The sequence below is a fragment of the Ruegeria sp. BB9 genome, assembly GCF_056539345.1.
This window is the reverse complement of sequence record NZ_JBQFUU010000001.1, coordinates 1,199,235-1,223,319: the sequence shown is the minus strand read 5'-3', so window position 1 is coordinate 1,223,319 and position 24,085 is coordinate 1,199,235. Positions and strand designations below refer to the sequence as shown.

General features: G+C 62.0%; 23 protein-coding genes. 5 read left to right on the top strand and 18 right to left on the bottom strand.

The annotated features are described in order from the left end of the window. Nucleotides 1–11: 11 nt before the first annotated feature. The 7 genes from ACR0FC_RS06150 to ACR0FC_RS06120 all read right to left on the bottom strand — a co-directional run bounded on the left by ACR0FC_RS06150 (nt 12) and on the right by ACR0FC_RS06120 (nt 5,991). Nucleotides 12–611, bottom strand: coding sequence for a YceI family protein (locus tag ACR0FC_RS06150; RefSeq protein WP_170338990.1), 600 nt, complete (start codon nt 609–611; stop codon nt 12–14). Continuing rightward, a complete protein-coding gene (locus ACR0FC_RS06145) occupies nt 608–1,822 on the bottom strand; it encodes an MFS transporter (protein ID WP_170338988.1) in 1,215 nt (404 codons plus the stop codon). Before ACR0FC_RS06145 ends, ACR0FC_RS06150 begins: the two co-directional genes overlap by 4 nt. Before the next feature lie 66 nt (nt 1,823–1,888). Further along, a complete protein-coding gene (locus tag ACR0FC_RS06140) occupies nt 1,889–2,509 on the bottom strand; it encodes an ImuA family protein (RefSeq protein ID WP_170338986.1) in 621 nt (206 codons plus the stop codon). A 51-nt stretch (nt 2,510–2,560) separates the two neighbouring features. Then, a complete protein-coding gene (locus ACR0FC_RS06135; RefSeq protein ID WP_170338984.1) occupies nt 2,561–3,142 on the bottom strand; it encodes a retropepsin-like aspartic protease family protein in 582 nt (193 codons plus the stop codon). A 42-nt stretch (nt 3,143–3,184) separates the two neighbouring features. Beyond that, complete coding sequence (locus tag ACR0FC_RS06130; protein WP_093961850.1) at nt 3,185–3,805, bottom strand: MarC family protein; 621 nt, start codon at nt 3,803–3,805, stop codon at nt 3,185–3,187. After that, a complete protein-coding gene (locus ACR0FC_RS06125; protein WP_170338982.1) occupies nt 3,802–5,655 on the bottom strand; it encodes an ABC-F family ATP-binding cassette domain-containing protein in 1,854 nt (617 codons plus the stop codon). Before ACR0FC_RS06125 ends, ACR0FC_RS06130 begins: the two co-directional genes overlap by 4 nt. Nucleotides 5,656–5,715: 60 nt before the next feature. Then, nucleotides 5,716–5,991: a hypothetical protein gene (locus ACR0FC_RS06120; RefSeq protein ID WP_170338980.1), complete on the bottom strand. Its 276-nt coding sequence runs from the start codon at nt 5,989–5,991 to the stop codon at nt 5,716–5,718. A gap of 193 nt (nt 5,992–6,184) precedes the next feature. Here ACR0FC_RS06120 and ACR0FC_RS06115 point away from each other — a divergent pair, with 193 nt between their 5' ends. Together ACR0FC_RS06115 and ndk are read left to right on the top strand one after the other, a co-directional pair. Continuing rightward, a complete protein-coding gene (locus ACR0FC_RS06115) occupies nt 6,185–7,387 on the top strand; it encodes a multidrug effflux MFS transporter (RefSeq protein WP_170338979.1) in 1,203 nt (400 codons plus the stop codon). 119 nt (nt 7,388–7,506) lie between these two features. Continuing rightward, entirely contained in the window at nt 7,507–7,929 is a 423-nt protein-coding gene (gene ndk / locus ACR0FC_RS06110; protein WP_027237357.1) for a nucleoside-diphosphate kinase, read from the top strand. Between the two features lie 60 nt (nt 7,930–7,989). On the opposite strand, the gene ACR0FC_RS06105 is transcribed toward ndk, so the two are convergent. Continuing rightward, entirely contained in the window at nt 7,990–8,337 is a 348-nt protein-coding gene (locus tag ACR0FC_RS06105) for a TfoX/Sxy family protein (protein WP_093961853.1), read from the bottom strand. Nucleotides 8,338–8,479: 142 nt separating this feature from the next. Here ACR0FC_RS06105 and ACR0FC_RS06100 point away from each other — a divergent pair, with 142 nt between their 5' ends. After that, a complete protein-coding gene (locus ACR0FC_RS06100) occupies nt 8,480–9,658 on the top strand; it encodes a cytochrome P450 (RefSeq protein WP_170339463.1) in 1,179 nt (392 codons plus the stop codon). 25 nt (nt 9,659–9,683) lie between these two features. Here ACR0FC_RS06100 and ACR0FC_RS06095 read toward each other — a convergent pair whose 3' ends face one another. The 9 genes from ACR0FC_RS06095 to ACR0FC_RS06055 form a co-directional block, all read right to left on the bottom strand. Then, nucleotides 9,684–11,054: a sensor histidine kinase gene (locus tag ACR0FC_RS06095; protein WP_170338977.1), complete on the bottom strand. Its 1,371-nt coding sequence runs from the start codon at nt 11,052–11,054 to the stop codon at nt 9,684–9,686. Continuing rightward, complete coding sequence (locus tag ACR0FC_RS06090; protein ID WP_093961855.1) at nt 11,047–11,727, bottom strand: response regulator transcription factor; 681 nt, start codon at nt 11,725–11,727, stop codon at nt 11,047–11,049. The genes ACR0FC_RS06095 and ACR0FC_RS06090 overlap by 8 nt, the downstream gene beginning before the upstream one ends. A gap of 165 nt (nt 11,728–11,892) precedes the next feature. Further along, entirely contained in the window at nt 11,893–13,329 is a 1,437-nt protein-coding gene (locus ACR0FC_RS06085; RefSeq protein WP_170338974.1) for a DegQ family serine endoprotease, read from the bottom strand. A 743-nt stretch (nt 13,330–14,072) separates the two neighbouring features. Then, nucleotides 14,073–14,678, bottom strand: coding sequence for a nucleotidyltransferase family protein (locus tag ACR0FC_RS06080; protein ID WP_170338972.1), 606 nt, complete (start codon nt 14,676–14,678; stop codon nt 14,073–14,075). A gap of 32 nt (nt 14,679–14,710) precedes the next feature. After that, nucleotides 14,711–17,128, bottom strand: a complete 2,418-nt coding sequence (locus ACR0FC_RS06075) for a GcvT family protein (RefSeq protein WP_170338970.1) — start codon at nt 17,126–17,128, stop codon at nt 14,711–14,713. A 94-nt stretch (nt 17,129–17,222) separates the two neighbouring features. Next, the gene (locus ACR0FC_RS06070; protein WP_170338968.1) at nt 17,223–18,530 is read right to left on the bottom strand and encodes an HlyC/CorC family transporter; all 1,308 of its coding nucleotides are present in this window, start codon (nt 18,528–18,530) and stop codon (nt 17,223–17,225) included. Between the two features lie 69 nt (nt 18,531–18,599). After that, a complete protein-coding gene (locus ACR0FC_RS06065; protein ID WP_170338966.1) occupies nt 18,600–19,550 on the bottom strand; it encodes a site-specific tyrosine recombinase XerD in 951 nt (316 codons plus the stop codon). Between the two features lie 2 nt (nt 19,551–19,552). Continuing rightward, nucleotides 19,553–21,079: a hypothetical protein gene (locus ACR0FC_RS06060; RefSeq protein WP_170338964.1), complete on the bottom strand. Its 1,527-nt coding sequence runs from the start codon at nt 21,077–21,079 to the stop codon at nt 19,553–19,555. Next, the gene (locus ACR0FC_RS06055; protein WP_170338962.1) at nt 21,069–21,218 is read right to left on the bottom strand and encodes a hypothetical protein; all 150 of its coding nucleotides are present in this window, start codon (nt 21,216–21,218) and stop codon (nt 21,069–21,071) included. The genes ACR0FC_RS06060 and ACR0FC_RS06055 overlap by 11 nt, the downstream gene beginning before the upstream one ends. Before the next feature lie 79 nt (nt 21,219–21,297). On the opposite strand from ACR0FC_RS06055, the gene ACR0FC_RS06050 reads away from it, so the two are divergent. Together ACR0FC_RS06050 and aroB are read left to right on the top strand one after the other, a co-directional pair. Continuing rightward, complete coding sequence (locus tag ACR0FC_RS06050) at nt 21,298–21,885, top strand: shikimate kinase (RefSeq protein ID WP_170338960.1); 588 nt, start codon at nt 21,298–21,300, stop codon at nt 21,883–21,885. Continuing rightward, entirely contained in the window at nt 21,886–22,998 is a 1,113-nt protein-coding gene (gene aroB, locus ACR0FC_RS06045; RefSeq protein ID WP_170338959.1) for a 3-dehydroquinate synthase, read from the top strand. Nucleotides 22,999–23,007: 9 nt separating this feature from the next. On the opposite strand, the gene ACR0FC_RS06040 is transcribed toward aroB, so the two are convergent. Beyond that, nucleotides 23,008–24,078 carry a site-2 protease family protein gene (locus ACR0FC_RS06040; protein ID WP_170338956.1) on the bottom strand — a complete coding sequence of 357 codons (1,071 nt, stop codon included), beginning with the start codon at nt 24,076–24,078 and terminating at the stop codon, nt 23,008–23,010. Nucleotides 24,079–24,085 lie beyond the last annotated feature (7 nt).

The following is a 24,085-nucleotide window of genomic DNA, read 5'->3' as shown; positions in this document are numbered from 1 at the left end:
TTCCGCCAGTTTCAGGGTTTTCTGCGAATTTCGGTTCGTATGTTCAATCCCACAGTTTCGTCGACCAGGTCCGCATAGCCGGTGGCGCCGAAATCGTTCCGGTTCAACGCGCCGGTCAAATGGATGAACAGCCGGTCCAGATCGTCCTTTGCGGAACCCGGCGGGCGATAAAGCGCGGCATCGAGAGTGATCGGACGAGTCACGTCGCGCACCGTCAAATCGCCGGTGACGGTCGCTCCGTCGGAAATGCGTCCGCCGGGGCCAAGGCTGACGGCCGTCGAGACGAAGTGGATAGATGGAAACCGCGCGGCATCCAACACGGATCGGCTTAGCATCGGGCCGCGTGCAAACGGCAGTTTCGTGCGTGCCTCGGCGACGTTCAGGACGACGTCGACCATGCTGTTGCGCAGGTTTTTCGTGTCCACCAGAACATCAGCGGTCTGGATCGGCATGGTGCCGGTCTGGGCCGAGCCAGCCAGACCGAATGTGAATTCGATCAATGTCCCTTGTGTTTCAAGTATATACGGAACCGGGGCGGCCACGGCGTGCCGCACCAAGGGCAGCGATGCCAGCCCCGCCAGTACCAGAGTTCGGCGGGTCAGGCGGCTCATGCCGGAACCCGCCCCTGGCGCGGCCGCGAGCGTATCAGCAGTGTCGCAATAATGGCGATGTTCAGCCCGTTCCACAGGATCCCGTTCACGAAGGCCAGTTCATACTGCCCGGTCACGTCATAGATCCAGCCGGACATCCAGCCACCCAGCGCCATGCCCATGATCGTCATCATCATCACGAAACCGACCCGTGCCCCGGCTTCTTGCGGGGGCATGTATTCGCGGACGACCAGCGCATAGCTGGGCACGATGCCGCCCTGCGCCAGTCCGAACAACAGGCTGATGACATAGAGCGACACCATCCCGTCATAAGGCAGGAACAGGAACAGGGCGATGCATTGCAGGATCGACCCGATCAGCAACGTGTGAACGCCGCCCAACTTGTCTGCCACCAGCCCCGAGATGATCCGGCTGACGACACCGCCCATCAGCATGAGCGACAGCATCTCGGCCCCGACCGCCGGGCCATAGCCCAACCCTACGCAGTAGGAGACGATGTGGACCTGCGGCATCGACATGGCGACGCAGCAGCCAATTCCGGCGAGGCCCAGCACATATTGCAGGGTCCGCGGCGACAGGCCGACGCTGCGCGCGTTGATCTGCGCGGCGGCTGCGGCGGTGCCATGCGCCTCGGCCGGGACCTGCCGGCGCAGCAGCAGCGACAGCGGGATAACCACGATCAGGGTGATGACCGCCAATGTCAGATAGACCTGCTGCCACCCGTCGCGGGCAAGGATACCGGACAGGAGCGTGGGCCAGATCGCTCCGGACAGGTAGTTTCCGCTGGCCACCAGCGCCACGGCGATCCCGCGTCGGCGCAGGAACCAGTGCGAGATGTCGGCGATCAGCGGGCCGAACCCGACGGCGGTGCCCAAGCCCAGCAGCAGATGCGCCACCGACAGCATCGTGATCGTCGGCGCCCATGTCGCCAGCAGATAGCTGAGCGCGCTGAGGCCTGCGGCACCGATCAGCGCCTTGGTCACGCCCAGCCGGTCCACCACCTGACCCAGCCACATGTTGCCAAGCGCAAATCCGATCATGGCCAGCGTGTAGGGCATCGAGGCCTCGGCCCGGCTGGCGCCGAACTGGGTCTCGATCGCGGGCATCACCACGATCACCGCCCACATGCCCACATTGGCCACCGCCGCAATGGCCAGCGTGACCAGAAGGCGAAGCCAGGAATAGCGGCTGTCGTGGATCGGATGGGTCATTTCGGCACGCTAGGGGGCGGGATGCAGTTTGACCAGTCACAACTTGCGTGATCCGGGGCCGGTCGGTCAGGCGCAGGTTTCCTCGACGCCGATCCGTTGCAGGTGCAGCCCGGTGCGCGGCGCGGTCTGGGTGGCGTGCCAGCTGACCGGGGGCAGGGCGCGGGCGCGGCGGCGGGTCAGGGTCCAGCGGCGAGTCTGGCCCGTGTGCGCCGGGGCCATGTGCCAGCGCGTCTCGATCCCCTGCGCACCGCCGTCGCCCGGGGTCAGCAGCAGGCCCAGCGGGGCCTGACCCATCGTGCCCCCCTGTTCGGCGGCCAGATGCATCCGGCGCACCGGCGTCAGACCCGGTGCCCCCGGCAGATCGCCGACCACCAGCGGCACCGCCCCGCTGCGCAGCGCCTCTTCGATGCACCACAGCAGGTCCTCGGCCCGGGTGGGGCGGACGAACAGGAAACGGGCGGGATCGGCAAAGGGCATCATGCCGTCGGGGTTCAGCTGATCGGCCTCCCACGCGGGCGAGATCCACAGAACCGGCCCCTGCGCCTGACCGGCCAGCCACATGGCAAAGCTGCGCCGCGCGGGGCCGCAGGCCTCGTGCACGCGGGCCAGTTGCAGCGAAATCTCATCATGCAGGGTCAGCCCCGGCGCCGCGCGCGCCGGTTTGCGGCCAAGAAGATGCGTGGACATGGCCGAATGCTAGCATGTTCGCACTTTGTTCTCAATCCCGAAAGCCACCGTTCAGCGCGACAGGATCATCCGGCCATCAGAAAATTGGATGTTGGAAAAACGGTGCAAATAATCCATGCCAAGCAGGGACTGGTCCAGATCTCCTCCGTTGATCCATGCCGCAACATTTCGGTCCGTGATGGGCCCCAACGCCAGGCTGTCGAGGCGCACAGGCGCAGTCTGGACCACCCCATTTGCGGTCGAGGCACGCCCGTGAAAGGTCAGCTGACCGGTATCGAATCCGACGCGCTCCGCGTCCTGCGGGCTCAGCACGATCTGGCTGGCCCCGGTATCCACCAGGAATGTCACCGGTTTGCCATTCACCAGCATCGGCAAGTAGTAGTGCCCGTCGAACGAGCGGGGTACTTCGATCACATCTCCGGTCACGGACATCTGCGGAGATACGCCAACGGTCGAGCGGATGTCGCCCCAAAGGCCGACAACGGCAATGATCCCGATGAAGATGAAGACCCAGGCCATAGCCATCTGCAGGGTCTTCCCCAACGACTGCCGATTGTGAGTGAAGAACCACATCAGCAGTGCGGCTCCCAGCAGAACCAGATAGGCCAACCGTCCAAAATCGTTACCATCCATGCGGGCACCCGAAACCTTCTTTCATAAGGGCAATATGGGGTTTCAGGACGCGAACCCAAAGGCCTTGAGCCCGTCAAGAATGAACTGAACCGACAGCGCGGCCAGCAACATGCCCAGAAGGCGGGTCAGCACGGTCAGGCCGGTCTTGCCCAGAATGCGCGCGATCAGGCCGCTGGACAAGAAGAACAGCAATACAACCGCCATCACGGCAAGCATCACGCCGACAGCGGCAGCGATGCCCTGAATGCCGGGGTGCTCACCGGCCAGAAGGATGATCGTTGCGATCGATCCGGGCCCGGCCACCAGCGGAATGGCCAGCGGAAAGACCGAGGGGTCAGGGTGCTCTTCTTCTTCCGCTCGGTCCTCGCGCCGCTTGTTGCGCCGCTCGAACAGCATGTCGAGCGCGGTCAGAAACAGCAATGCGCCGCCAGCGACCTTGAAAGCCTCCATCGAGATGCCGACAAAGCCGAGAACCGCCTCTCCGAAAGCGGCGAAGGCGATAAGGATGCCCGAAGCGGTCAGGCACGTGCGGTAGGCGACGCGGCGACGGGTGGCCGGGTCCATTCCTTGTGTCAGCGCGACGAAGATCGGTGCGGTGCCAAAGGGATCGATCACAACGAACAGGGTTGTGAACGCGGTTATGAAGAATGCCATTTCGATCATGCGGCGGCCTCTGCGCTTTCCAGCCGCTCGGCGGCGGCGACCCACAGCGCCTCGGCGCGGGACATGGCCTCGACCACCTCGGCGAATTTTCGGTTCCAGGTTTCCAGATCAGCGATCCGGTCATCTTCGTACAAGGCCGGGTCGGACAATTTGGCCGAGAGCTTTTCGTGCATGTCCGTCAATTTCTCCAGCCGTTCCTCGCATTTCCGCAGGTCGGCCCGTAGCGCGAGAATGGTATCGCGAGAGGCGCGTTTGGGTTTGGCGGCCGGTTTTTCCCGGGCCGGTGGTTTGTCGCGCGCCAGCAGCATCTGGCGATAGGCTTCCAGGTCGCCGTCAAAGGTTTTGACCGTGCCGTCCGAGACCAACCACAGCCGATCGGCCACCAGCCCCAGCAGGTGCATGTCGTGGCTGACCAGAACCACAGCACCGGAATAGGCAGTCAGCGCCTCGACCAGGGCCTCGCGGCTTTCGATGTCCAGATGATTGGTCGGCTCGTCGAGGATCAGCATGTGCGGCGCGTCGATCGTCGCGATCAGCAGCGACAGGCGCGCTTTCTGGCCGCCCGACAGCCGGCCCACCTCGGTTTCGGCCTGATCCGCGCCCAGCCCGAACCCGGCCAGACGCGCGCGCAGTTGGGCCGGGGTCTCGGTCGGGCGCAGGCGCCGCAGGTGATCCAGCGGTGTTTCGTCCACATGCAGCTCATCCACCTGATGCTGGGCGAAATACCCGATGCGCAGCTTGCTGCTGCGAGTCATCTTGCCAGCCATCAGGGGCAACCGGTCCGACAGCAGCTTGGAAAGTGTCGATTTTCCCTGACCGTTCTTCCCCAACAGCGCGATCCGGTCGTCCTGATCAATGCGCAGGTTCAGCCGGCGCAGCACCTCGGTGTCGCCATAGCCGGTGACGCCGCCCTCAATCTGAATGATCGGCGGCGACAGTTCCTCGGGCTCGGGGAACGAGAAGGCGCGCAAGGCGGCCTCCTGCGGGGTCGAGATCAACTGGATCCGTTCGATCATCTTCAGCCGCGATTGTGCCTGAACGGCCTTGGACGCCTTGTAGCGGAACCGGTCAACGAAGCTTTGCAGATGGGCGATGCGGGCCTTGGCCTTGGCGTTTTCGGCCTCGGCCTGAGCCAGACGTTCGGCGCGGCGTTCGGCGAACTTGTCGTAGGGCACCGCGTAATAGGTCAGCTGGCGGTCTTCCAGATGCAGGATCGAGCCGACCGCCCGGTTCAGCAGGCCCCGGTCGTGGCTGATGACGATGACCGTATGCGGATATTTCGCCAGATAGCTTTCCAGCCACAGCGCGCCTTCAAGGTCCAGATAGTTGGTCGGTTCGTCCAGAAGCAGCAGGTCGGGCTGCGAGAAAAGAACCGCCGCCAGAGCGACCCGCATCCGCCAGCCGCCCGAGAAATCGGAACAGGGCCGCTGCTGATCTGCATCGTCAAAGCCCAACCCCTTGAGGATCGTGGCCGCGCGGGCCTCGGCCGACCAGGCATCGATATCGGCCAGCCGGGTCTGAATCTCGGCAATCCGGTCGGGGTCGGCGGCCTCCTGCGCTTCGGCCATCAGGGCGCTGCGCTCGGTGTCGGCGGCCAGGACCGTGTCGATCAGCGACACGTTGGACGAGGGCACCTCTTGTGACACACCGCCGATCCGCGCGCGGCGGGGCAGGGTGATGCTGCCCGATTCCAGCGCCAGCTCGCCCCGGATCAGGCGGAACAGAGTAGTCTTGCCGGTGCCGTTGCGGCCGACCAGACCCACCTTGTGGCCTTCGGGAATGGTGGCGCTGGCGCCCTCGAACAGGGGGCGGCCCTCAACCGAATAGGTGATGTTCTCGATCCGTAGCATGAGCCGAGCACTGAGGCACGGCCCACGGCTTGTCAATGGGGGCAATGGGCCAATTGGCCGTCAATCCAACACGCTGGCAGTCTTTTCAAATGGGTAGGATTTGAACCCGACCAGAGGCTGATCGCCGTCCTCGCTGAAGGCGAAAACGTGTATCTCGTCATGATGGACGGTCGCGCGGCAGAAAGTTCCCGGGCTCTGCAACGCCACGGGACACTCCACGAGATCGACATGCGGAACCGCGGTTTCGAACAGTTCATATTCCATCGGCAAGGCGGTCTGATCTGCCAGCGCGGATGAGGCAAGAAGACAGGCGGGGATAACGATTTTGTATGTCATGGTCGTGTCTTTCACAGGTTGCGGAATCTGTTCGCGGAAAAAACTTACAAAAATAGTCTGAATTTGGAATCCGAAATCTCCGTGTGCGACATTCCACCGCTTCGGAACGCGCCATCCGATGGCCGGGGCATTGGGCATGGGCTTGCAGACCCGCATGTGGTAGCCGTCTCGGGAACACAAAACGGTAGTTGGTATGCGCGCGGCACAAACTCCACCCTCTTTGGTGACCCTTGTCTTAGCGACCGGTCTGTCCGTGCTGTCGCTGAACATGTTCCTTCCGTCCCTTGCGAACATGGCGGTCGATTTTCGGGCGGATTATGCGCTGGTGAACCTGTCAATCGCGGCCTATTTGGCCGTGTCCGCCGTACTGCAACTGATCCTTGGGCCAATGTCCGACCGGTTCGGGCGCAGGCCGGTTCTTTTGACCTGCATGACGGTTTTTGTGGCCGCGTCACTGGGCTGTGTTCTGGCCGAGTCGATCTGGACCTTTCTGGGGTTCCGTCTGATGCAGGCCGCCGTGGTTGGGGGCTCGGTGCTGTCTGCCGCGTCGATCCGCGACCAGTTTCCGCCCAACGAGGCCGCAAGCAAGCTGGGATATGTCGCCATGGCGATGGCTTTGGCGCCGATGCTGGGTCCGATGCTGGGCGGCACTTTGGACATGATGTTCGGGTGGCGGGCCGGGTTCGTCTTTTATACGGTTGCTGGGGCGGCGCTGCTGACGCTGCTCTGGGCGGATATGGGCGAGACCAACCACAACCGGTCCGCCACTTTCGGCGCGCAGATGCGCGAATACCCGCACCTGTTCCGTGCCCGGCGGTTCTGGGGCTACGCGTTGTGCGCGGCATTCTCGATCGGGGGGTTCTACAGTTTCATCACCGGAGCGCCCCTGGTGGCCGCCGCCTGGTTCGATCTGAGCCCCGCGACGCTGGGCCTGGGGATCGGCATCATCACCGGAGGTTTCATGGTCGGCAATTTCGTGACGGGTCGGATCGCCGCGCGCACTCGGCTGACGACGATGATTCTGGCCGGACGCATCATCGCCTCAGTCGGGCCGTTCTGCGGGCTGCTGCTGTTCTTAGGGGGAATGGGGTCGGTCTGGGTGTTTTTCGGATCAGCAATCTTTGTTGGTTTTGGAAACGGTTTGACGAACGCCAACGCGTCTGCAGGGGTCATGTCGGTTCGCCCCCAGCTGGCCGGCAGCGCGGCGGGCCTTTCCGGGGCTCTGATCGTCGCGCTCGGTGCGGTCATCACTTCGATCACCGGAGCTGCGGTCAGCCCTGAAAACGGGCCGTATCTGGTGCTGTCGATGATGGCAGGCAGCAGCTTTCTGGGCCTTTTGGCCGTTCTGTATGTCCGTTGGGTGGATGCACGGGACCCGCTTCCCGACGCAATCTGACGCCCAAAGGCGCGATCGCGCCATCATTCCACTTTTCACGGGCGAAATACCGTGTTAGGCGGCGCGCGATGAATTTCGCGCGGCCCAGCCCGCGCCGTCAGACCAAGGAGAGGCCCGATATGGCACTGGAACGCACTTTTTCGATCATCAAGCCCGATGCAACCCGCCGCAACCTGACCGGCAAGATCAACGCCAAGTTCGAGGAAGCCGGCCTGCGCATCGTCGCGCAGAAGCGCATCCACATGACCAAGGAACAAGCCGGCAAGTTCTACGAAGTTCATGCCGAGCGTCCGTTCTATGACGAACTGTGCGAGTTCATGTCGTCGGCACCGGTTGTCGTTCAGGTTCTGGAGGGCGAAAACGCCATCGCCAAAAACCGCGAAGTCATGGGTGCAACCAACCCCGCCGATGCGGCACCGGGCACCATCCGCGCCGAGTTCGCCGAGTCGGTCGGTGAGAACTCGGTTCACGGCTCGGACGCGCCGGAAACCGCAGCGGTTGAGATCGCATATTTCTTCTCGGGCATCGAACTGGTCGGCTAAGCCGTACCACGATACCTGTCGAGATTGCCGCGTCCGATTTCGGGCGCGGTTTTTTGTTGGTCAGACGGATTTCAGATCGTCAGGGCCGACCCGTACACCGATGGCATCCAGATCCGCGATGATCCGGGACGCCGGAGCCCGGTTCGTTGACGATTTCAAAGCATCGAACCTTGCGCGCAGGGCTTTCTTTTCTTCGCCCTTGCAATCGTTCCAGGGGCGGCCCTGCAAACCCATGACCAACACGTAATAGCCGATGAAATGAGGCCGGGTTCCGGCCTGTATCAGCCGGGCATAAGCCGCATCGGCACCAAGCTCGCGCAGCTCTTCGGCCGAGTGGATGCCCGCACGGGCACAGGCCTGCTCGAAAGCAGGTCCAAGATTGCGGATGGAAGACACAGGTTCGGGCATGTTTCTTTCTTAGCTTTGCCGGGGCGTGCTGTCACTGCCCGCCGGAACGTTGTGCGACGAATTCCGTTGGGCTAGGCATTGAGCGACGGGTCCGTGCAGGAGGGGGAAGGAATTGACAAGCGACATCAGCAATCTGGACCTGATGAACCCGCCTGAGGGCTTCATAGACAATCCCTTCCCGTTTTATGATGCGCTGCTGTCTTCGGCGCCGGTTCTGGCGCAACCCGATGGCTCGGTTCTATTGTCGCGGCATGCTGATCTGGACCGGATCTATCGGGATACGACCCTGTACTCGTCCGACAAAAAAGCCGTGTTCGGACCAAAGTTTGGTCCGGGATCACCATTGTTCGAGCATCACACCACCTCGCTTGTGTTCTCGGATCCGCCATTGCACACGCGAGTTCGCAAAATCATGACTTCGGCCCTGACCCCGCGCGCCATCGCCCGGATGGAGCCCGGTTTGATCCAGACCGTCGATCTCTTGCTGGATCGCCTGGAAGACAAGCGGCAAGTGGATCTGATCGAAGACTATGCCGCCACCATCCCGATCCAGATCATCGGAAACCTTCTGGACGTACCGGTGGACGAGCGCGAACCGCTGCGCGACTGGTCACTCGCCATTCTTGGGGCGCTCGAACCGGCATTGAGCGCCAAGCAACTCGAGGACGGCCATGCGGCCGTTCGGGACTTCAAGGAGTATCTGGCAGATCTGGTGGCCCGGCGCAGGGCCGCGCCTGGCGACCCCGAAACCGACGTCCTGACGCGGTTGATCCGCGGTGAAGGGGCCGACGAAAAGTTGAGTGAAATCGAACTGCTTCAGAATTGCATCTTTATTCTGAATGCGGGTCATGAAACCACGACGAACCTGATCGGAAACGGGTTGGCCCTGCTGCATGACCACCCGGAGCAGCGTCAGCGGCTTATGGATGATCCAAGCCTGATCAATTCGGCGGTCGAAGAGGTTTTGCGGTTCCGTTCACCCAACCAGTTCGGCAACCGGGAAACGACGGCTGACGTCGTGATTGACGGGCGTTCGATTGCCAAGGGCACCAACCTTCATCTGTGTATCGGCGCTGCAAACAGGGACCCGGCCGTGTTCCCAGACTCGGGCCGGTTCGACATTTCGCGCAAACCGAACCGTCACCTTGCCTTTGCCGGCGGGCCGCATGTCTGCGCAGGCCTTACACTTGCGCGCCTTGAAGGACGGGTTGCCCTGTCGCGGTTCGTGACACGGTTCCCAGATTTCCAACTGTCCGATGAACGTGTCAGAGGTGGACGTATGCGGTTCCGCGGATACGCTTCCTTGCCTGCGTCCCTTTGATCGGCAAAAAACGTGAGGCGCTAACCTAAGGTTTTTGCGCCAGCTTCAGAACTGCCTTCAGCCCGGGATCCGCATTCTGGGCACTGAAGCCCCCGCCATGCATGCGGGTGATGGCCGCCACCAGAGCCAGTCCGAGGCCTGAGTTTCTGTCCGACCGCGCGGGATCGAGTGTGACGAAAGGCAGTTGAAGCTGCGACAGCATCTCGGCCGGCACGCCCGGGCCGCGGTCGCGGACACTCAGCAGGGCAAACGGGCCGTCTTCGCGCAGTTCGATGGAAATTGCAGTTCCTTGAGGGGCATAGCGCATGGCGTTTTCCAGAAGGTTCGACAGGGCCTGCGACAGCAAAGGGCGGTGCCCCATGATCGGAGCTGCCCGACCCGTGACCTCGAGGCGCACATCCTTGTCGGCCGCGACCGGTTCGTACAACTCCACGGCATCGTTGACCAAGCGCTCAAGATCCACAGGTTCAAACTGCTCCCGCCCCAGCCCGGCCTCGGCGCGTGAGATCTCGGTCAGTTGCCCGAGAACCCGCAACACGTGATCGATTTCGGCCGTTGCCCGGGCGATGTCGACTTCGCGATCCAAGTCGCTTTTGCCCGGCTCGGCCAAGGCGACCACCCGCTGCTTCAACCGGGACAGAGGTGACCGCAGATCATGCGCGATCGAATTCGACGTGGTGCGCAAGTTGCTGACCAACTCTTCGATCCGGTCCAGCATGTTGTTCAATGTGCCTGCCATCTGGTCGAACTCGTCGCCGGTGCCACGCTGTGGCATTCGTTGGGACAGGTCGCCGGACACGATGGTTTCTGCGGTGTCGGCGATATCCTTCAGCCGCGAAAACACCAGACGGGTCAAAAGCCAACCGGTCAGAATGCTCAGCGCAAGGGCCGCGCCCAAGGCCAGCGCCACCGAATGAAACAGCACCCGGTCGAACTGCTGACGGGCGAGGGCGTCGCGGCCCACCAACAGCCTTTCGCCGCCGGGCAGCAAGATCGATGCGGCGGAGATCGGGACCAGCTGATCCGTCTCGGTTCTGCGCAGCTCCAGATCCACCCACCCACTGCCAGCGGCGATGCCTTCGGGCCATCGCTTTAGGTTGCCGGCCAAGGTTTTTCCCGAGCGGTCAGCCAACAGATAAAGCGCATCGCGCTCGGACGCGGTCGGAAGCCGGCGTTCGATGGCCACCATCAGACCGACCAGCCCAAGGCGTTCGTACTCATCCGCCAGCCCGGTCAGCTCGGCGGACACGACAGATCGGGTTTCGCCTTCGATCGTGCGGTTGGCGGTGATATAGACCAGCAGCAATACGGCCGCGGTCAGCAATGTGCTGAGCACCATGCTGGCCAACACCAGCCGCGTCCGGGAATCCTTGAACGACAAGGGCGACTTAACCATCAGAAACCATGTAACCGGCCCCGCGCACGGTTTCGATCAGCGGTGGTTCACCACCTTCGTCCAATTGCCGACGCAGTTTGGAGATATGAACGTCGACGACGTTTGTGTTCGGGTCGAAATGATAGTCCCAGACACCTTCGAGAAGCATCGTCCTCGACACCACCCGGTTTTTCCGGCGAAGGAAGAATTCCAGAATCTGGAACTCTCTGGGCGTCAGGGTGATCTCGCGACCGTTGCGCGTGACCTTTCGGGTCAACAGATCCATTTCAAGGTCGCGGCATTTGAGGGTTGGGGTTTCCTCGGATTCCTGAGGTCGGCGCAACAGGGCTTCGATCCGGGCATGAAGTTCCTGAAATGAGAAGGGCTTGACCAGATAGTCGTCGGCACCCGCATGCAGCCCTTTCACCCGCTCGTCCACGGCGCTCATGGCTGTCAGCATCAGAACCGGCGTCTTGACCCCGGCGGCGCGCATTGACTTGATCAGGGCCAGACCGTCCAGTCCGGGCAGCATCCTGTCCAGAACGACCGCGTCAAATCCGCCGTCGGTCGCGTGGTACAAACCTTCGCGGCCGTCTTCGGCGCATTCGACGACATAACCTTCCTCGCCAAATCCCTTGGCGATGAAGTCCCGCGTGTCTTCATCATCCTCAACGATCAACAGACGTCTGCTCATGGTCGGATTTCCTTTCACTCAGGATATAATCACGTATGGACAGGTAAAAAAACTGCCGGGTGCGAAATCCGCACCCGGCAATCCCGACAGCACGTGGACAAATCGTGTCCGTCAGGAGATGCGCGCACCGGATATCCCCATCATGCGGTGCGCGCGGGACGCAGGTCAGGCGATCTCGACGGCGACGAAGATCTGATTGCCGCCGCGGTTGATCAGCATCAGCGCCGGATCGGTCTTCTGATCTTCGAGCGCGGATTTGAGCGCCTCGGGTGTTTCCACATCCTGGTTGCCCAGCTTCACGATCACGTCGCCCTGCCGCAGACCGGCCTTGGCCGCCGGGCTGTCCGGCTTGAGCGAAGTGACGATCACGCCATGCACGTTCTCGGGAATTCCGATCTGCGCACGAGTCGCTTCGGACAGCGGTGCTACGGTGACACCCAGCGTCTTGCCCGCCGCCGCGTCATCGGTCGGTTCCGCGTTTGCGGCCATCTGGGCCGAATGCTGTCCGATCGTGACGCTCAGGGTCTCTTCCTTGCCATTGCGCAGAACGGTGACCTTGCTGTCGGTTCCGACGGCCGTGGTGCCAACAAGCACCGGCAGTTCACTGCTTGAGTCGACCTTCTCGCCATTGAAGGCGATGATTACGTCGCCCTGTTGCAGCACGCCCTGAGCGGGGCTGTCCGGCAGAACCTCGGACACCAGTGCGCCGACAGTGCCATCGACACCCATTGCTGCTGCCAGCTCGGGGCTGATGTTCTGGATCGAGACACCCAGCCAACCGCGGCTGACCTGGCCATCGTCACGCAGGTCCGCAGCGATGTGCTCGACGATGTTCGAAGTCACGGCAAAACCCAGTCCGACCGAACCACCACTGGGCGAATAGATGGCCGAGTTCACCCCGACGACTTCGCCGTCCATGTTGAACAGGGGGCCGCCCGAGTTGCCTTTGTTGATGGCTGCATCGGTCTGAATGAATTCAGCGTAGGGGCCTTCCGAGATATTGCGTCCCTTGGCGGACACGATGCCGGTCGTGACGGTCGAACTCAGGCCGAACGGGTTGCCGATGGCGACCACGTCTTCGCCCACGCGGATGTCGTCGCTATCCCCCAGCGGGACCGGCTGCAGCGCCTCATCCGCGTCGATCTTGAGCAGCGCGATATCGGTCAGGGGATCGGTCCCCACGACTTCAGCCTCGTACGAGCGATCATCGTTCAGGCGCACGGTGATCTTGCTGGCTTTGTCGACGACGTGGTGGTTTGTGATGATATAGCCATCTTCATCCAGTACGAACCCGGACCCGAGGCCCTGACTGGGACCACGGCGCGGGGCGTCAAAGCCTTCGGGAAGCCCGAAACGTTTGAAGAACTCACCAAAAGGCTGGCCTTCGAAATCAAACTCCTGGCCGCTCGCCGGCGACGGGGCCGCGTCGATCGAGGCAATGACGGTTACCACGGACGGTGAAACGGTTTCGACCAGATCCGCCAGGGCTTCGTCGGCCTGCGACGGAATGGCGGTCGCGGCCAGCAACGCCGCGCTCAGCGCGGTGGCGCCAAACAGCCCTGAGGTGCGAGGAAGAATAAGGGGGGATTTGCGGATGCTCATGTTGACTAGGTCTCCTTGGTTCGGCGCTTGTTGATGTGCGCTTTGCAGGGAACATGAGCCACCAGTCTTTGCGTTTTCTGACTGATCAATTAATAAATCTTAATTTTGCCACATTGGGGGCGTCTGGTAGCGCTCGCAAACCCGGGAATCGGCCGTGGGAGTTGCCGGTCGAATCGGTGGATTGTTGCCGAAATGAGGGTCAAATTCGCAAAAGCATTGAATTGAATCAAATTTGTTAACAGTCCAGCGGCGGTTTTTGACCGAATTTTCAGGGACACTCACAGGTTGCGCCACCGCCTTTTCAGAAGTTGGTATTTGTCTAATAGGTATTTGCAAAAATGTCATTTTGATCGTTTGGCGCTAAATATTTCATGCCTTGGGTCGGCTATGGCAAAGCGCACGAACAACCTTGGGTAGATTTCCGCGACACGCGTTGTTGCGGAAATACCATCACGAATTCGGCAAAATTAACCAATTCAACCAATTTTACGTTGTTTGCAATGAACTTATCGGTGACGATAAACGTGCCCAAGTGAAAGGGGGCCTGACGGCATCAAGGGGGTGCTTGAAGGCAGATCTCAGTCACCGGAAGCGCTGAGCGGCATGTTAACGAGGGGGTCTTGTTTCGGTTCGGCAGCACATTGGTCTGATGTCTTGACGACGTCCGGGCCGCGTTTTCGGGATTGGTGAAAGTGGTAGTCCTGTTTTGGGCAACCGGCCCGGTCGTTCTCGACCGGGCCGCGTTACTTTTGGGATTTTTGGTTTTTGCGCCATTCGGCCCACGCTTGGGGCGTATCCAGATCCAGAATAGCGTTCTGACCCGGCAAAGGCTGTAGGTGCACTTGGTCCAGATGCGCGCGTACGATGGCTTGTGCGCCGCCATCTCCGGTCAAATGCGCCAGATCAGCAAAGAGACTTCGGTCGAAGATCACAGGATGGCCTGGAACTCCGTCCGAGGACGCTCCGCGCCAGATCAGCTTGTCAGGATGTTCGGTGACCGACCGGAGGACCGCGCGCAGATCGTCTGATGTCAGCTCTGGCAGATCGGCCAGCAGGATCATCGCTGCCCGGGCTGATACCGGCACCTGTGCGACGGCTCTGCGCAAACTGGCATTCATGCCTTCATCCGCATCGGGAACAGAAACGACCTGCAAGTCCATCCCGCTCAGCGCGGTGTATCGCGGGTGAGGCGCCGGCGGCAGGGCGACGATGACCGGCCCGACAGGTCCTGCGATTTCAGCCGAGCGTCGGATCAGTGGTTGACCATCGATAATTTGCATCAACTTGTCCGCTCCGCCCATACGGCGAGAGCTACCGGCCGCCAGCAAGATGACAGGGATATCCTTCATGCCGGCCACCTTGCCGCCAACCGGAACGGCTGTCACCCCCGCATTCGAGCACCGTCGGGGTCAAATAGTGGGCTCGTCAGCACACGGGCCTTGCGCATCTGGCCCAGGATTTCAATTTCGACCGCCAAGCCGTCGGCCGCCAGGCCCGTTGGCAGGAAGCCCATGGCGACTGATTTCTGTGCGAAATGCGAATACCCGCCGGATGTGCAAAACCCAACCACTGCGCCGTCATGCCAGATGGGTTCGTAGGCGTTCACATCCGCGTCCTCGGCCTCGACCTCAAAGGCCACAAGCTTGCGGGCCGGCCCTTCAGCCCGCTCGGCCTCGGCGACAGCGCGCCCGATGAAATCGACGTTCTTTGCAAACGAGATGAAGCGGTCCAGCCCGGTTTCCGCGGCCGTGTAGTCGGGCGAGAACTCGCGCATCCACGAGCCGAAGAACTTGTCGAGCCGCAGGCTCATCATCGCGCGCATCCCGAAGGGGGTGATACCGTGCGGCTGGCCGGCCTGCCACAGGGTCCACCAGAGCTGGCGTTGTGCCATCGGATCGCAGTAGATCTCGAACCCCAGATCGCCGGTATAGCTGACCCGCTGCACGACGCAGTCGGTCATGCCGACGACCGTTCGGCGTACGTCCATGAAGCGCATGTCGCTGATATCGGCGCGGGTGCAGGCGGCCAGAACCTCGCGGGCCTTAGGGCCTGCAATCTGGAAGCCGTTGCGTTTGTCGCTGATATTCTCGACGGTTACGCCGTCTTCCTGATGCTGCCGGAACCAGCGCATGTGGAAGCTTTGTGCGCCGTAGGAGGCGGTGAGTTGGAACTCTTCCTCACCCAGGCACGACACGGTGAAATCCCCGATCAGCTTGCCCTTGGGTGACAGCATGGGCGTCAGCGACAGGCGGCCCGGAGCGGGGATGCGGCCCGCCATGATCCGATCCAGCCAGTCGCGGGCGCGGGGACCGGTGACCATGTATTTGCCGAAATTGTGCACCTCGTTGATGCCGACGCCCTCACGCACGGCCCGCACCTCGCGGCCCGTTGCCCCGAAGGCGTCCGAGCGGCGGAAGGAGGGGGTTTCATAGCCGGGCTCGCCATCCTGCGCGAAGTAATTGGCGACCTCGAGCCCGTATTGCTGGCCCCAAACCGCGCCCAGATCGCTGAAGATGTCATACATCGGCGTGGTGCGGTTGGGGCGGGCAGCGGGTAGTTCCTCGTTCGGGTAGGAGACCGAGAAACGCTTCTGATAGTTCTCGATCACCTTGGGGCGGGTATAGCCGGGGGTGATCCAGTCGCCGAACCGGGCCACGTCCATGGCAAAGACGTCGCGTTCGGGCTCGCCCTCGATCATCCATTGCGCCAGCGTCAGGCCGACGCCGCCCCCCTGGCTGAACCCGGCCATCACGCCGCAGGCCGACCAGTAGTTGCGCACGCCCGGCACCGGCCCGACCAGCGGGTTGCCGTCGGGGGCAAAGGTGAACGGGCCGTGGATCACCGATTTCACCCCGGCCTCGGCCAGAACCGGGAAACGGCGATAGGCGAACTCGATGCTGTCGGTGATCTTGTCGAAATCATTCGGCAACAGCTCGTGGCCGAACTCCCACGGCGTGCTATCCACGGCCCAGGGCTTGCAGGGCTGCTCGTAGAACCCGATGCACAATCCGCGCCCTTCCTGCCGCAGATAGCTTTCGCCGGCCGGGTCCATCACATGCGGATGCTCGCCGCCCGCGTCGATGATTGCCTCGATTTCGGGGATGGTGTCGGTGACGAGATACTGATGCTCCATCGGGTGCAGCGGGAAATAGATGCCCGCCATCGCGCCCACTTCGCGCGCCCAGAGGCCGCCGGCGTTGACGATATGCTCGGCGTGGATGGTGCCCTTGTCGGTGACCACGTCCCATGTACCGTCGGGGCGCTGGTTGGTTTCGCGTACCATGCAGTGGGTTTCGATCGTCGCTCCGCCCATCCGCGCGGCCTTGGCATAGGCGTGGGTCGTGCCCGAGGGGTCGAGGTGCCCGTCCAGCGGATCATACAGCGCGCCGATGATGCCGTCGGTGTTGGTGATCGGGGCAATCTTCTTGATCTCGTCGGGGCCGACGATCTCGGTCTCCAGCCCCATGAAGCGATGCTTGGCGCGTTCGGCCAGCAGCATGTCGAACCGGTCCTGGTTGTCGGCCAGCGTGATGCCGCCCACATGGTGCAGCCCGCAGGACATGCCGGTGATCTCTTCCAGTTCCGTGTAAAGCCGGATGGTATAGCCCTGAAGCGCGGCCATGTTGGTGTCGCCGTTCAGCGTGTGGAACCCGCCCGCCGCGTGCCAGGTCGATCCGCTGGTCAGTTCCGACCGTTCCAGCAGCATCACATCCGACCAGCCCAGCTTGGTCAGGTGATACAGCACCGAACACCCGACAACTCCACCGCCGATCACGGCAACCTGACACGTCGATTTCATCCGCACCTCCTTGCGTCTGGCCCGAAGGTGCAGGGGTGCCGCGACGGTATCTGTCACGAAAACGACCGAGTTTGTCGTTTCCGCCGGCCGTCCGTCAGAGCGGCCGCACCTTCAACCAGGTGATCCGGTTGCCCTCGCGTTCGACGACCTCGAACCGGAAGCCGTGGAACGAGAACACCTGACCAACGGTCGGGATCATCTGCGCCTCATGGATCACCAGCCCGGCAATTGTGTTGGCCTCGTCATCGGGCAGGTTCCAGTCCATCGCACGGTTCAGGTCGCGGATGGTCATCGAGCCTTCGACCAGGTACTGACCGTCTTCGGTGCGCGTAATCGTCACATCTTCGTCCACGTCGAACTCGTCCGCGATCTCGCCCACGATTTCTTCGAGGATGTCCTCGAGCGTGATCAATCCGCGCAGCGAGCCGTATTCATCAACCACCAGCGCAAAATGGCTGTGCATGCGCAGGAACTCCCGCATCTGATCATCCAGCGTGGTGGTCTCCGGTACGAAATAGGGGGCGTTGGCCACTTTGAGGATGTCGAACGACTTCAGCCGGTCGGCACTGCCCTCGCCGCCGCCGGCCTGCGCGTACATGGCGCGGAACAGATCCTTGGCGTGCACGACGCCCACGATGTTCTCGGGCTGGCCACGGAACACCGGCAGGCGCGTGTGACGGCTTTCGAGGCATTGTTTCAGGATCGATTCAGGGTCTGCGTCCGCGTCGATCATCTCGATATTCGAGCGATGCAGCATGATTTCCTCGACCGTGCGGTCGCCGAGATCAAGCGCACCCAGGATGCGGTCGCGGTCCTCTTTTTCCACGACGCCTTCGGAATGGCCCAGTTGCAGGGCGCCGGCGATCTCTTCACGCACGGCAAGGATGTTGCTGTCGGGGTCGATCTGAACCCCGAACAGGCGCAGGACCCCGCGCACCAGCAGGCGCACGGCGGCCACCACCGGCGAAAACACCGTAACGACAACACCGATCACCGGGGCGACGGCCGCGGCGGCCTTTTCGGCATTGGTAATCGCGTAGGTCTTGGGCAAAACTTCGGCAAAGACCAGAACAAGCAGGGTCATGACCAAGGTGGCCAGTGCCACGCCGCTTTCTCCGAAAAGTCGGGTGAACAAAGCCGTGGCCAGCGAGGCCGCAAGGATGTTGACGAGGTTGTTGCCAAGCAGAACCGAGCCGATCAGACGTTCGTTGTCATCAGTGATCTCCAGCGCCTTTTGCGCGCCGCGCGATCCTTTGTCGGCTTGCGCCCGCAGTTTACCCCGCGAAGACGCCGTCAGCGCTGTTTCAGACCCCGAGAAGAAGCCGGAGAGAACCAGCAGAAGCAGAATTGAGGCCGTAGTCAGCCAGAAGGCGCCATCGAGAAGAGAAGGGTCAGAGTCCATCGGTCCATTTCAGGTATTGTTGATGCAATGGTTATGGGGGCGCAGATGCGCGCGATCAAGGGTTTGGCCCTAGTCTCGACCGTCATCCTTGGCAAGCGGGTGATGCTGCAACACCAGCTCCGACAGGCGCTCGTCCAGGACATGCGTATAGATTTCGGTCGTCGCGACGTCGGCGTGACCAAGCAGGGTCTGGATCGAACGCAAATCGGCCCCATTGGCCAAAAGATGCGTCGCAAAGGCATGGCGGAGCGTGTGTGGCGTGACTTTGTCGGGAGAAACACCACCTTGCACGGCCAGTTCCTTTATCAGTGCAAAGAACCGATGCCGGGTCAGGTGCCCTGATTTTCCACGCGAAGGAAACAGGAACCGGGACCGCTGGCCTCCATTGGCGGCGGCTGCATCTTCGGCTTCGTCCCGGATGGTCAGCCATGCCGCCAAAGCATCGCGCGCAGGCGGTGACAAGGGCACCATGCGCTCCTTTCCACCTTTGCCGAGAACCAGCAGCATACGTGGGTCGCCGCGGGCGGATGATACCGGTAGGGAAACAAGCTCGGTCACACGCATCCCGGTCGCATACAGAATTTCCATCAGGCAAGTGTTGCGCACCTTGTCTGCCGTACTGCGCCCTGTTTGCCTGGCCGCCTCAAGCAGGCGGTCGACTTCGGCCACGTCCAGCGTTTTGGGCAGCCTTTTCTGGCGTCCCGGGCCTTTGATCTGGATGGCCGGATTGGTCGAGCGCCAGCCTTCTTCAAACGCGAAACGATACAATTGCTTGATGGCGGAGAGGCGGCGGGCGCGGGTCGCGCGCGAAAGGCCTTGTGCGTCACAGTCAATCAGGTAGGCCTCGATCATATCTTGGTCGGCGGCTTCGAACCCGGCATGTCGCCGGTCGAGCCACGCGGCAAAGTCCTTCAAGTCTCGCCCATAGGCCAGCAAAGTGTTAGTTGCGGCCCCAAGTTCTGCGGCCTGCGCCTCGAGAAACGCGGAAATCCACAAGTCTTGTGTCGCCGGAGCGGACACTGTCAGGCCCCCTTCAAAACAAGCAACTGCAAGGCGGCGCGGCGCGCCGTGTCTTCCAGGCCGACGTGTCGGAACACCGCGATGGCCGCAGTCAAGTCAACCAGATTGCCGCGCGCGCCATGCGCGAACATCTGCATGGCCTCAAGAATTGCCTCACCCAGACGGTTTGCTTCCAACATCGCGCGGATATCGGACGGGATCGGTGCCGACCATGCAAACCCTTCGGCGATGGCGTCAGCCATCGGTGAGAGCGAGTTCGAACGCTCGGGTTGGCCCGATGCCAAAGCAGCCAGAAAGGCATTGGCCTCGGGTCCGTCGGGGACAGATCGTGCGGCATCCTCGTACAGCTCGGACAACAGCAGGATGCGCCAGCGCAGGTTCTCGGTGGTCGGGTCGGACAGCTTGATCGACATCAGGCGCTCGGCGAACAGTTCGGCAAAGGGCACTTCGAGCCCGACCGAACCCATTTCTGCCCAGACTTTCGGCAGGGTCTTGGAAATCGCTTCGGGGCTTCCGGTCTCCAGCGCCGTTTCGAAACGCTGAACCGCCGAGACGCGATCCCAGACCGCGCCCGAAGCCGCAGGCGTGCGCTCGGTATAAAGGCCCAGCAGATGGTTCGGCGTAAGCGCGCCTATGCGGGTCAGGCGCTCGGCCGCTTCGATCTGGGCCTTCCAACCGGCAACATCGCGCAGGTCGGCATTGGCAAAGGCCCTCGGCAACGAGGCGGTCGGAAGTCGCTCGCCGATCGCTTCGAACAGGCGAAACGTCAGCGGGTCAGGGTCTTCGGGCTGCGGCAGATATGCGGCGCCTTCGAACATCTCGGGGCTTAGGAAGCGATCCAGCAGATCGAGTTGCTCGGGCGGCAGTAATTCGAGCGCGTGCGCCGCTTCGAGCGTCAGTGCGGCCGAAGCCCAGTCACCTCTGCGGGCCTTGCAGAAGACCTGCGCGGAATAATCCCTCGACAAATGCGGTTGCGCGATCAGCGCAGTGCAGCTGCGGTCTTCGTCGCCGGTCAGCAGAGTTGCGTCAAACCATCGTTTGAACCGCTCAGGCGTATCGGTGGGGCCGGCAAGCTGCACCAAAGATTGCGTCGGATCGGCGGCACCCAGCTGCATCAGGCGATCCAGCCGCGCCAGAAGGAGCTCGTCTGGCTCATTGGAATTTGCCGGCGCTCGGGCCTCGGTCAACAAAAGCGTGAACAACAGCCGCTGCATGGCAGGGTTCGATTTGACCGGCACGCGCGCGATAAGTTCGGCCAGCCGGGCCGGATCGCTGGGCAGCCACAGATCAACCGGCAGCCCGGTCGCCGACCCATCCACCAATCCCAACGGTGGCGACAGCGCCTCGAGCGGGGACACCTGGATGTCGGGCTGCAGGCCCGTATCGGTAACCGGCGGCTCGAGCAATACGGTCCCCGGCAACAGGTCAGGGGCCGTCTCCAGCCAGTCGATCGCGGAAAGCGGTTGTTCGGTTTGCGCGGCGGCTTGGCCGGTCAGTGCAAGCGCCAGCACGACGGCCCTAGTTGACATCCAGAATTACCGGTTCGCTGATTTCGCTTTGCGGGGCCGAGAAGTCGGCGCCGAAGAACGGGCCAAGATACGCATAGGCCACCAAGCCGATGAAAAGCAGGCAAATTAGGTACAACAGGAATTTGATCAGACGGCCCATGGCTCAACGCTGCCTCAATTTTCGATTTTGGCCAAGTTATAACTGGCATTTTTCCCAAGATCACGTCATTCACAGGGAAATGAGCGAAATTAAGCATAACGTGGCGCCGACCGGACAACGGCAGGTCTATGACCTGCACAAAACGGTGGTTTTGGTCGGCATGATGGGCGCTGGCAAGACGGCCGTGGGGCGCGCTCTGGCCGCGCGTCTCGGTGTTCCTTTCCTCGACAGTGACAGCGAGATCGAATCGGCTGCCAACATGACCATCCCCGAGATATTTGAACGGGACGGCGAGCCGTTCTTTCGTGCCAAGGAAAGCCAGGTCATCGGCCGTCTCCTGGACGAGAAAAAGGGTATCCTGTCGACCGGCGGTGGCGCTTTTCTGAGCGAAGAAAACCGGACGATGATTTCGGACCGTGGGGTTTCCGTATGGCTGTGCGCCGATCTGGAAGTGTTGTGGAACCGGGTGCGCCACAAAGACACGCGACCCTTGCTGCGCACGCCTGATCCATATGCAACGCTGCGTGACCTGTACGAGGCCCGCGTGCCGTTGTACGCACAGGCTGATCTGGTGGTGAATTCGGACGGCGACACCGCGATCGAGGATATGGTTGACCGGGTTCTGGAAAAGCTGATGACGCGCCCGGATGTATTGGAAGTCAAATAGATGCATCAGACAGTTAACGTTGATCTGGCCGAGCGGTCCTATGACGTGGAAATCGGGCCGGACCTGTTGGCTCAGGCCGGTGCGCGGATCAAACCCATGCTGCACCGTCCGCGCGTCGCGGTTCTAACCGATGAAACCGTGGCCGGTTTGCATCTGGATGCTTTGCGCAGCGGCCTGGCATCGGCCGGGGTGGAAATGACCGCATTGGCTCTGCCCGCAGGTGAGGCGACCAAAAGCTGGCCGCATTTCGAGCGCGCCGTCGAATGGCTGTTGGCCGAAAAGATCGAACGGCGCGATATCGTCGTAGCCTTCGGCGGTGGAGTGATCGGCGATCTGGGGGGCTTTGCCGCCGCGGTGCTGCGTCGCGGTGTGCGCTTTGTGCAGATCCCAACCTCGCTTTTGGCGCAGGTCGACAGTTCCGTGGGGGGCAAAACCGGTATCAATGCTCCGCAAGGCAAAAACCTGATCGGTGCGTTTCATCAACCTTCGTTGGTTCTGGCTGATACCTCAGTGCTTGGCACCCTGACGGCGCGTGATTTTCTGGCGGGATATGGTGAAGTCGTAAAATATGGCCTTTTGGGGGATGCCGATTTCTTCGAATGGTTGGAGCGCAACGGCCCCGCGCTGTCGGCCGGGGACATGGCGACCCGGGTTCAGGCAGTCACCCGTTCGGTTCAGATGAAGGCCGACATCGTGGCCCGTGACGAGACCGAACAAGGCGACCGGGCGCTGTTGAACCTCGGGCATACGTTCTGCCACGCGCTTGAGGCGGCGACGGGCTATTCCGACCGGCTGCTGCATGGCGAGGGTGTTGCCATTGGCTGTGCCCTGGCGTTCGAGCTGTCGGCCCGCATGGGTCTGTGTTCCCAAGAAGACCCGAGCCGCGTCCGCGCGCACCTGAAGGCGATGGGCATGAAGACCGATCTGTCTGACATTCCCGGAGATCTGCCGGGCGCCGAAGATCTGGTCGACCTTATGGCTCAGGACAAGAAGGTCGTTGACGGCCAGCTGCGCTTTATCCTGGCGCGCGGGATCGGGCAGGCCTTCGTCACGTCGGATGTGCCACGCGATGCCGTTCTGTCTGTGCTGCAGGATGCCTTGGCAACGTGCTGATAAGCGGAGTCAGCGGCCCCGTATCACCATCAATTCGCCAATGTTTTCGCGGGTGATGTATCCGACCATCTGACCGGTCTTGGTGCAGACCGCCACGGCCGGTGCGCCACCATGGAGACCATCCAAAACGGCTTCGAGCCCACTGGTCAGGGCCACCCGGGGGATTTGCTCTTCCATGACCGAGGTCGCGGGTTCCGACCGGGGGTGATCGCCAGCTAGCGCGGCAAACAGCCGATTGCGGGTCACAAAGCCCAACAGCTGCCCGTCTGCGCCCAAAACCGGGAACTCGTGCTGCGTTGTCTGGATCACGGCCTGGGCCGCCGTTGCCAACGTGTCTTGGGGGGTCAGCGCGTGGAATTCGGTAATCATCGCGTCGCGGGCCAGCACGCGGCGCGCCACCGACCGCATTGCTACATCCTGACTTTCTGCATTTGCCGCGATGAAGACGAAAACCGCGATCAGAACCAGGATCGGGTTACCGGTGCTGAGCCCCAGAAACCCGAACCCGACGGCCACGGCCTGGCCCGCAAAGGCAGCTGCCCGTGTGGCCTTTACTCTGTCCATCTTCAGGCAGAGCAGGGCGCGGAACACGCGGCCGCCGTCCATCGGAAACGCGGGGATCAGGTTGAACACCGCGAGGAACAGATTCACGTAGGCCAGCCGGCTCAGCAGGTCGACGCGGGTCGAGTCGATTTGCGCCAGCGTTTCAACCTGCATTCCCGCGCCCAGAAGGACCAGAATGCCCCAGAGGACGACGTTGACCGCTGGACCAGCTAATGCGACGGCAACTTCTTGCATCGGCTTTTCCGGCATCCTCTCCAGGCGGGCCAAGCCGCCGATGGGCAGCAGAGTGATGTCAGGAGTGCGAATGCCATACCTGCGGGCCATCAGCGCATGACCGAACTCATGGGCAACCACGCAGGCAAACAACGCCAGAACAAAAACGATGTTGTCGATGGCTGCTGGCCACCCACCGTCAGAGTAGGCGGCAAAGCCGACCCAGGCCAGCAGCAGAAAGAAGGTGACATGGACCCTCAGTTCCGATCCGAGCAATCGGCCGACGGCGAAGGACCATGTCATGACGTGC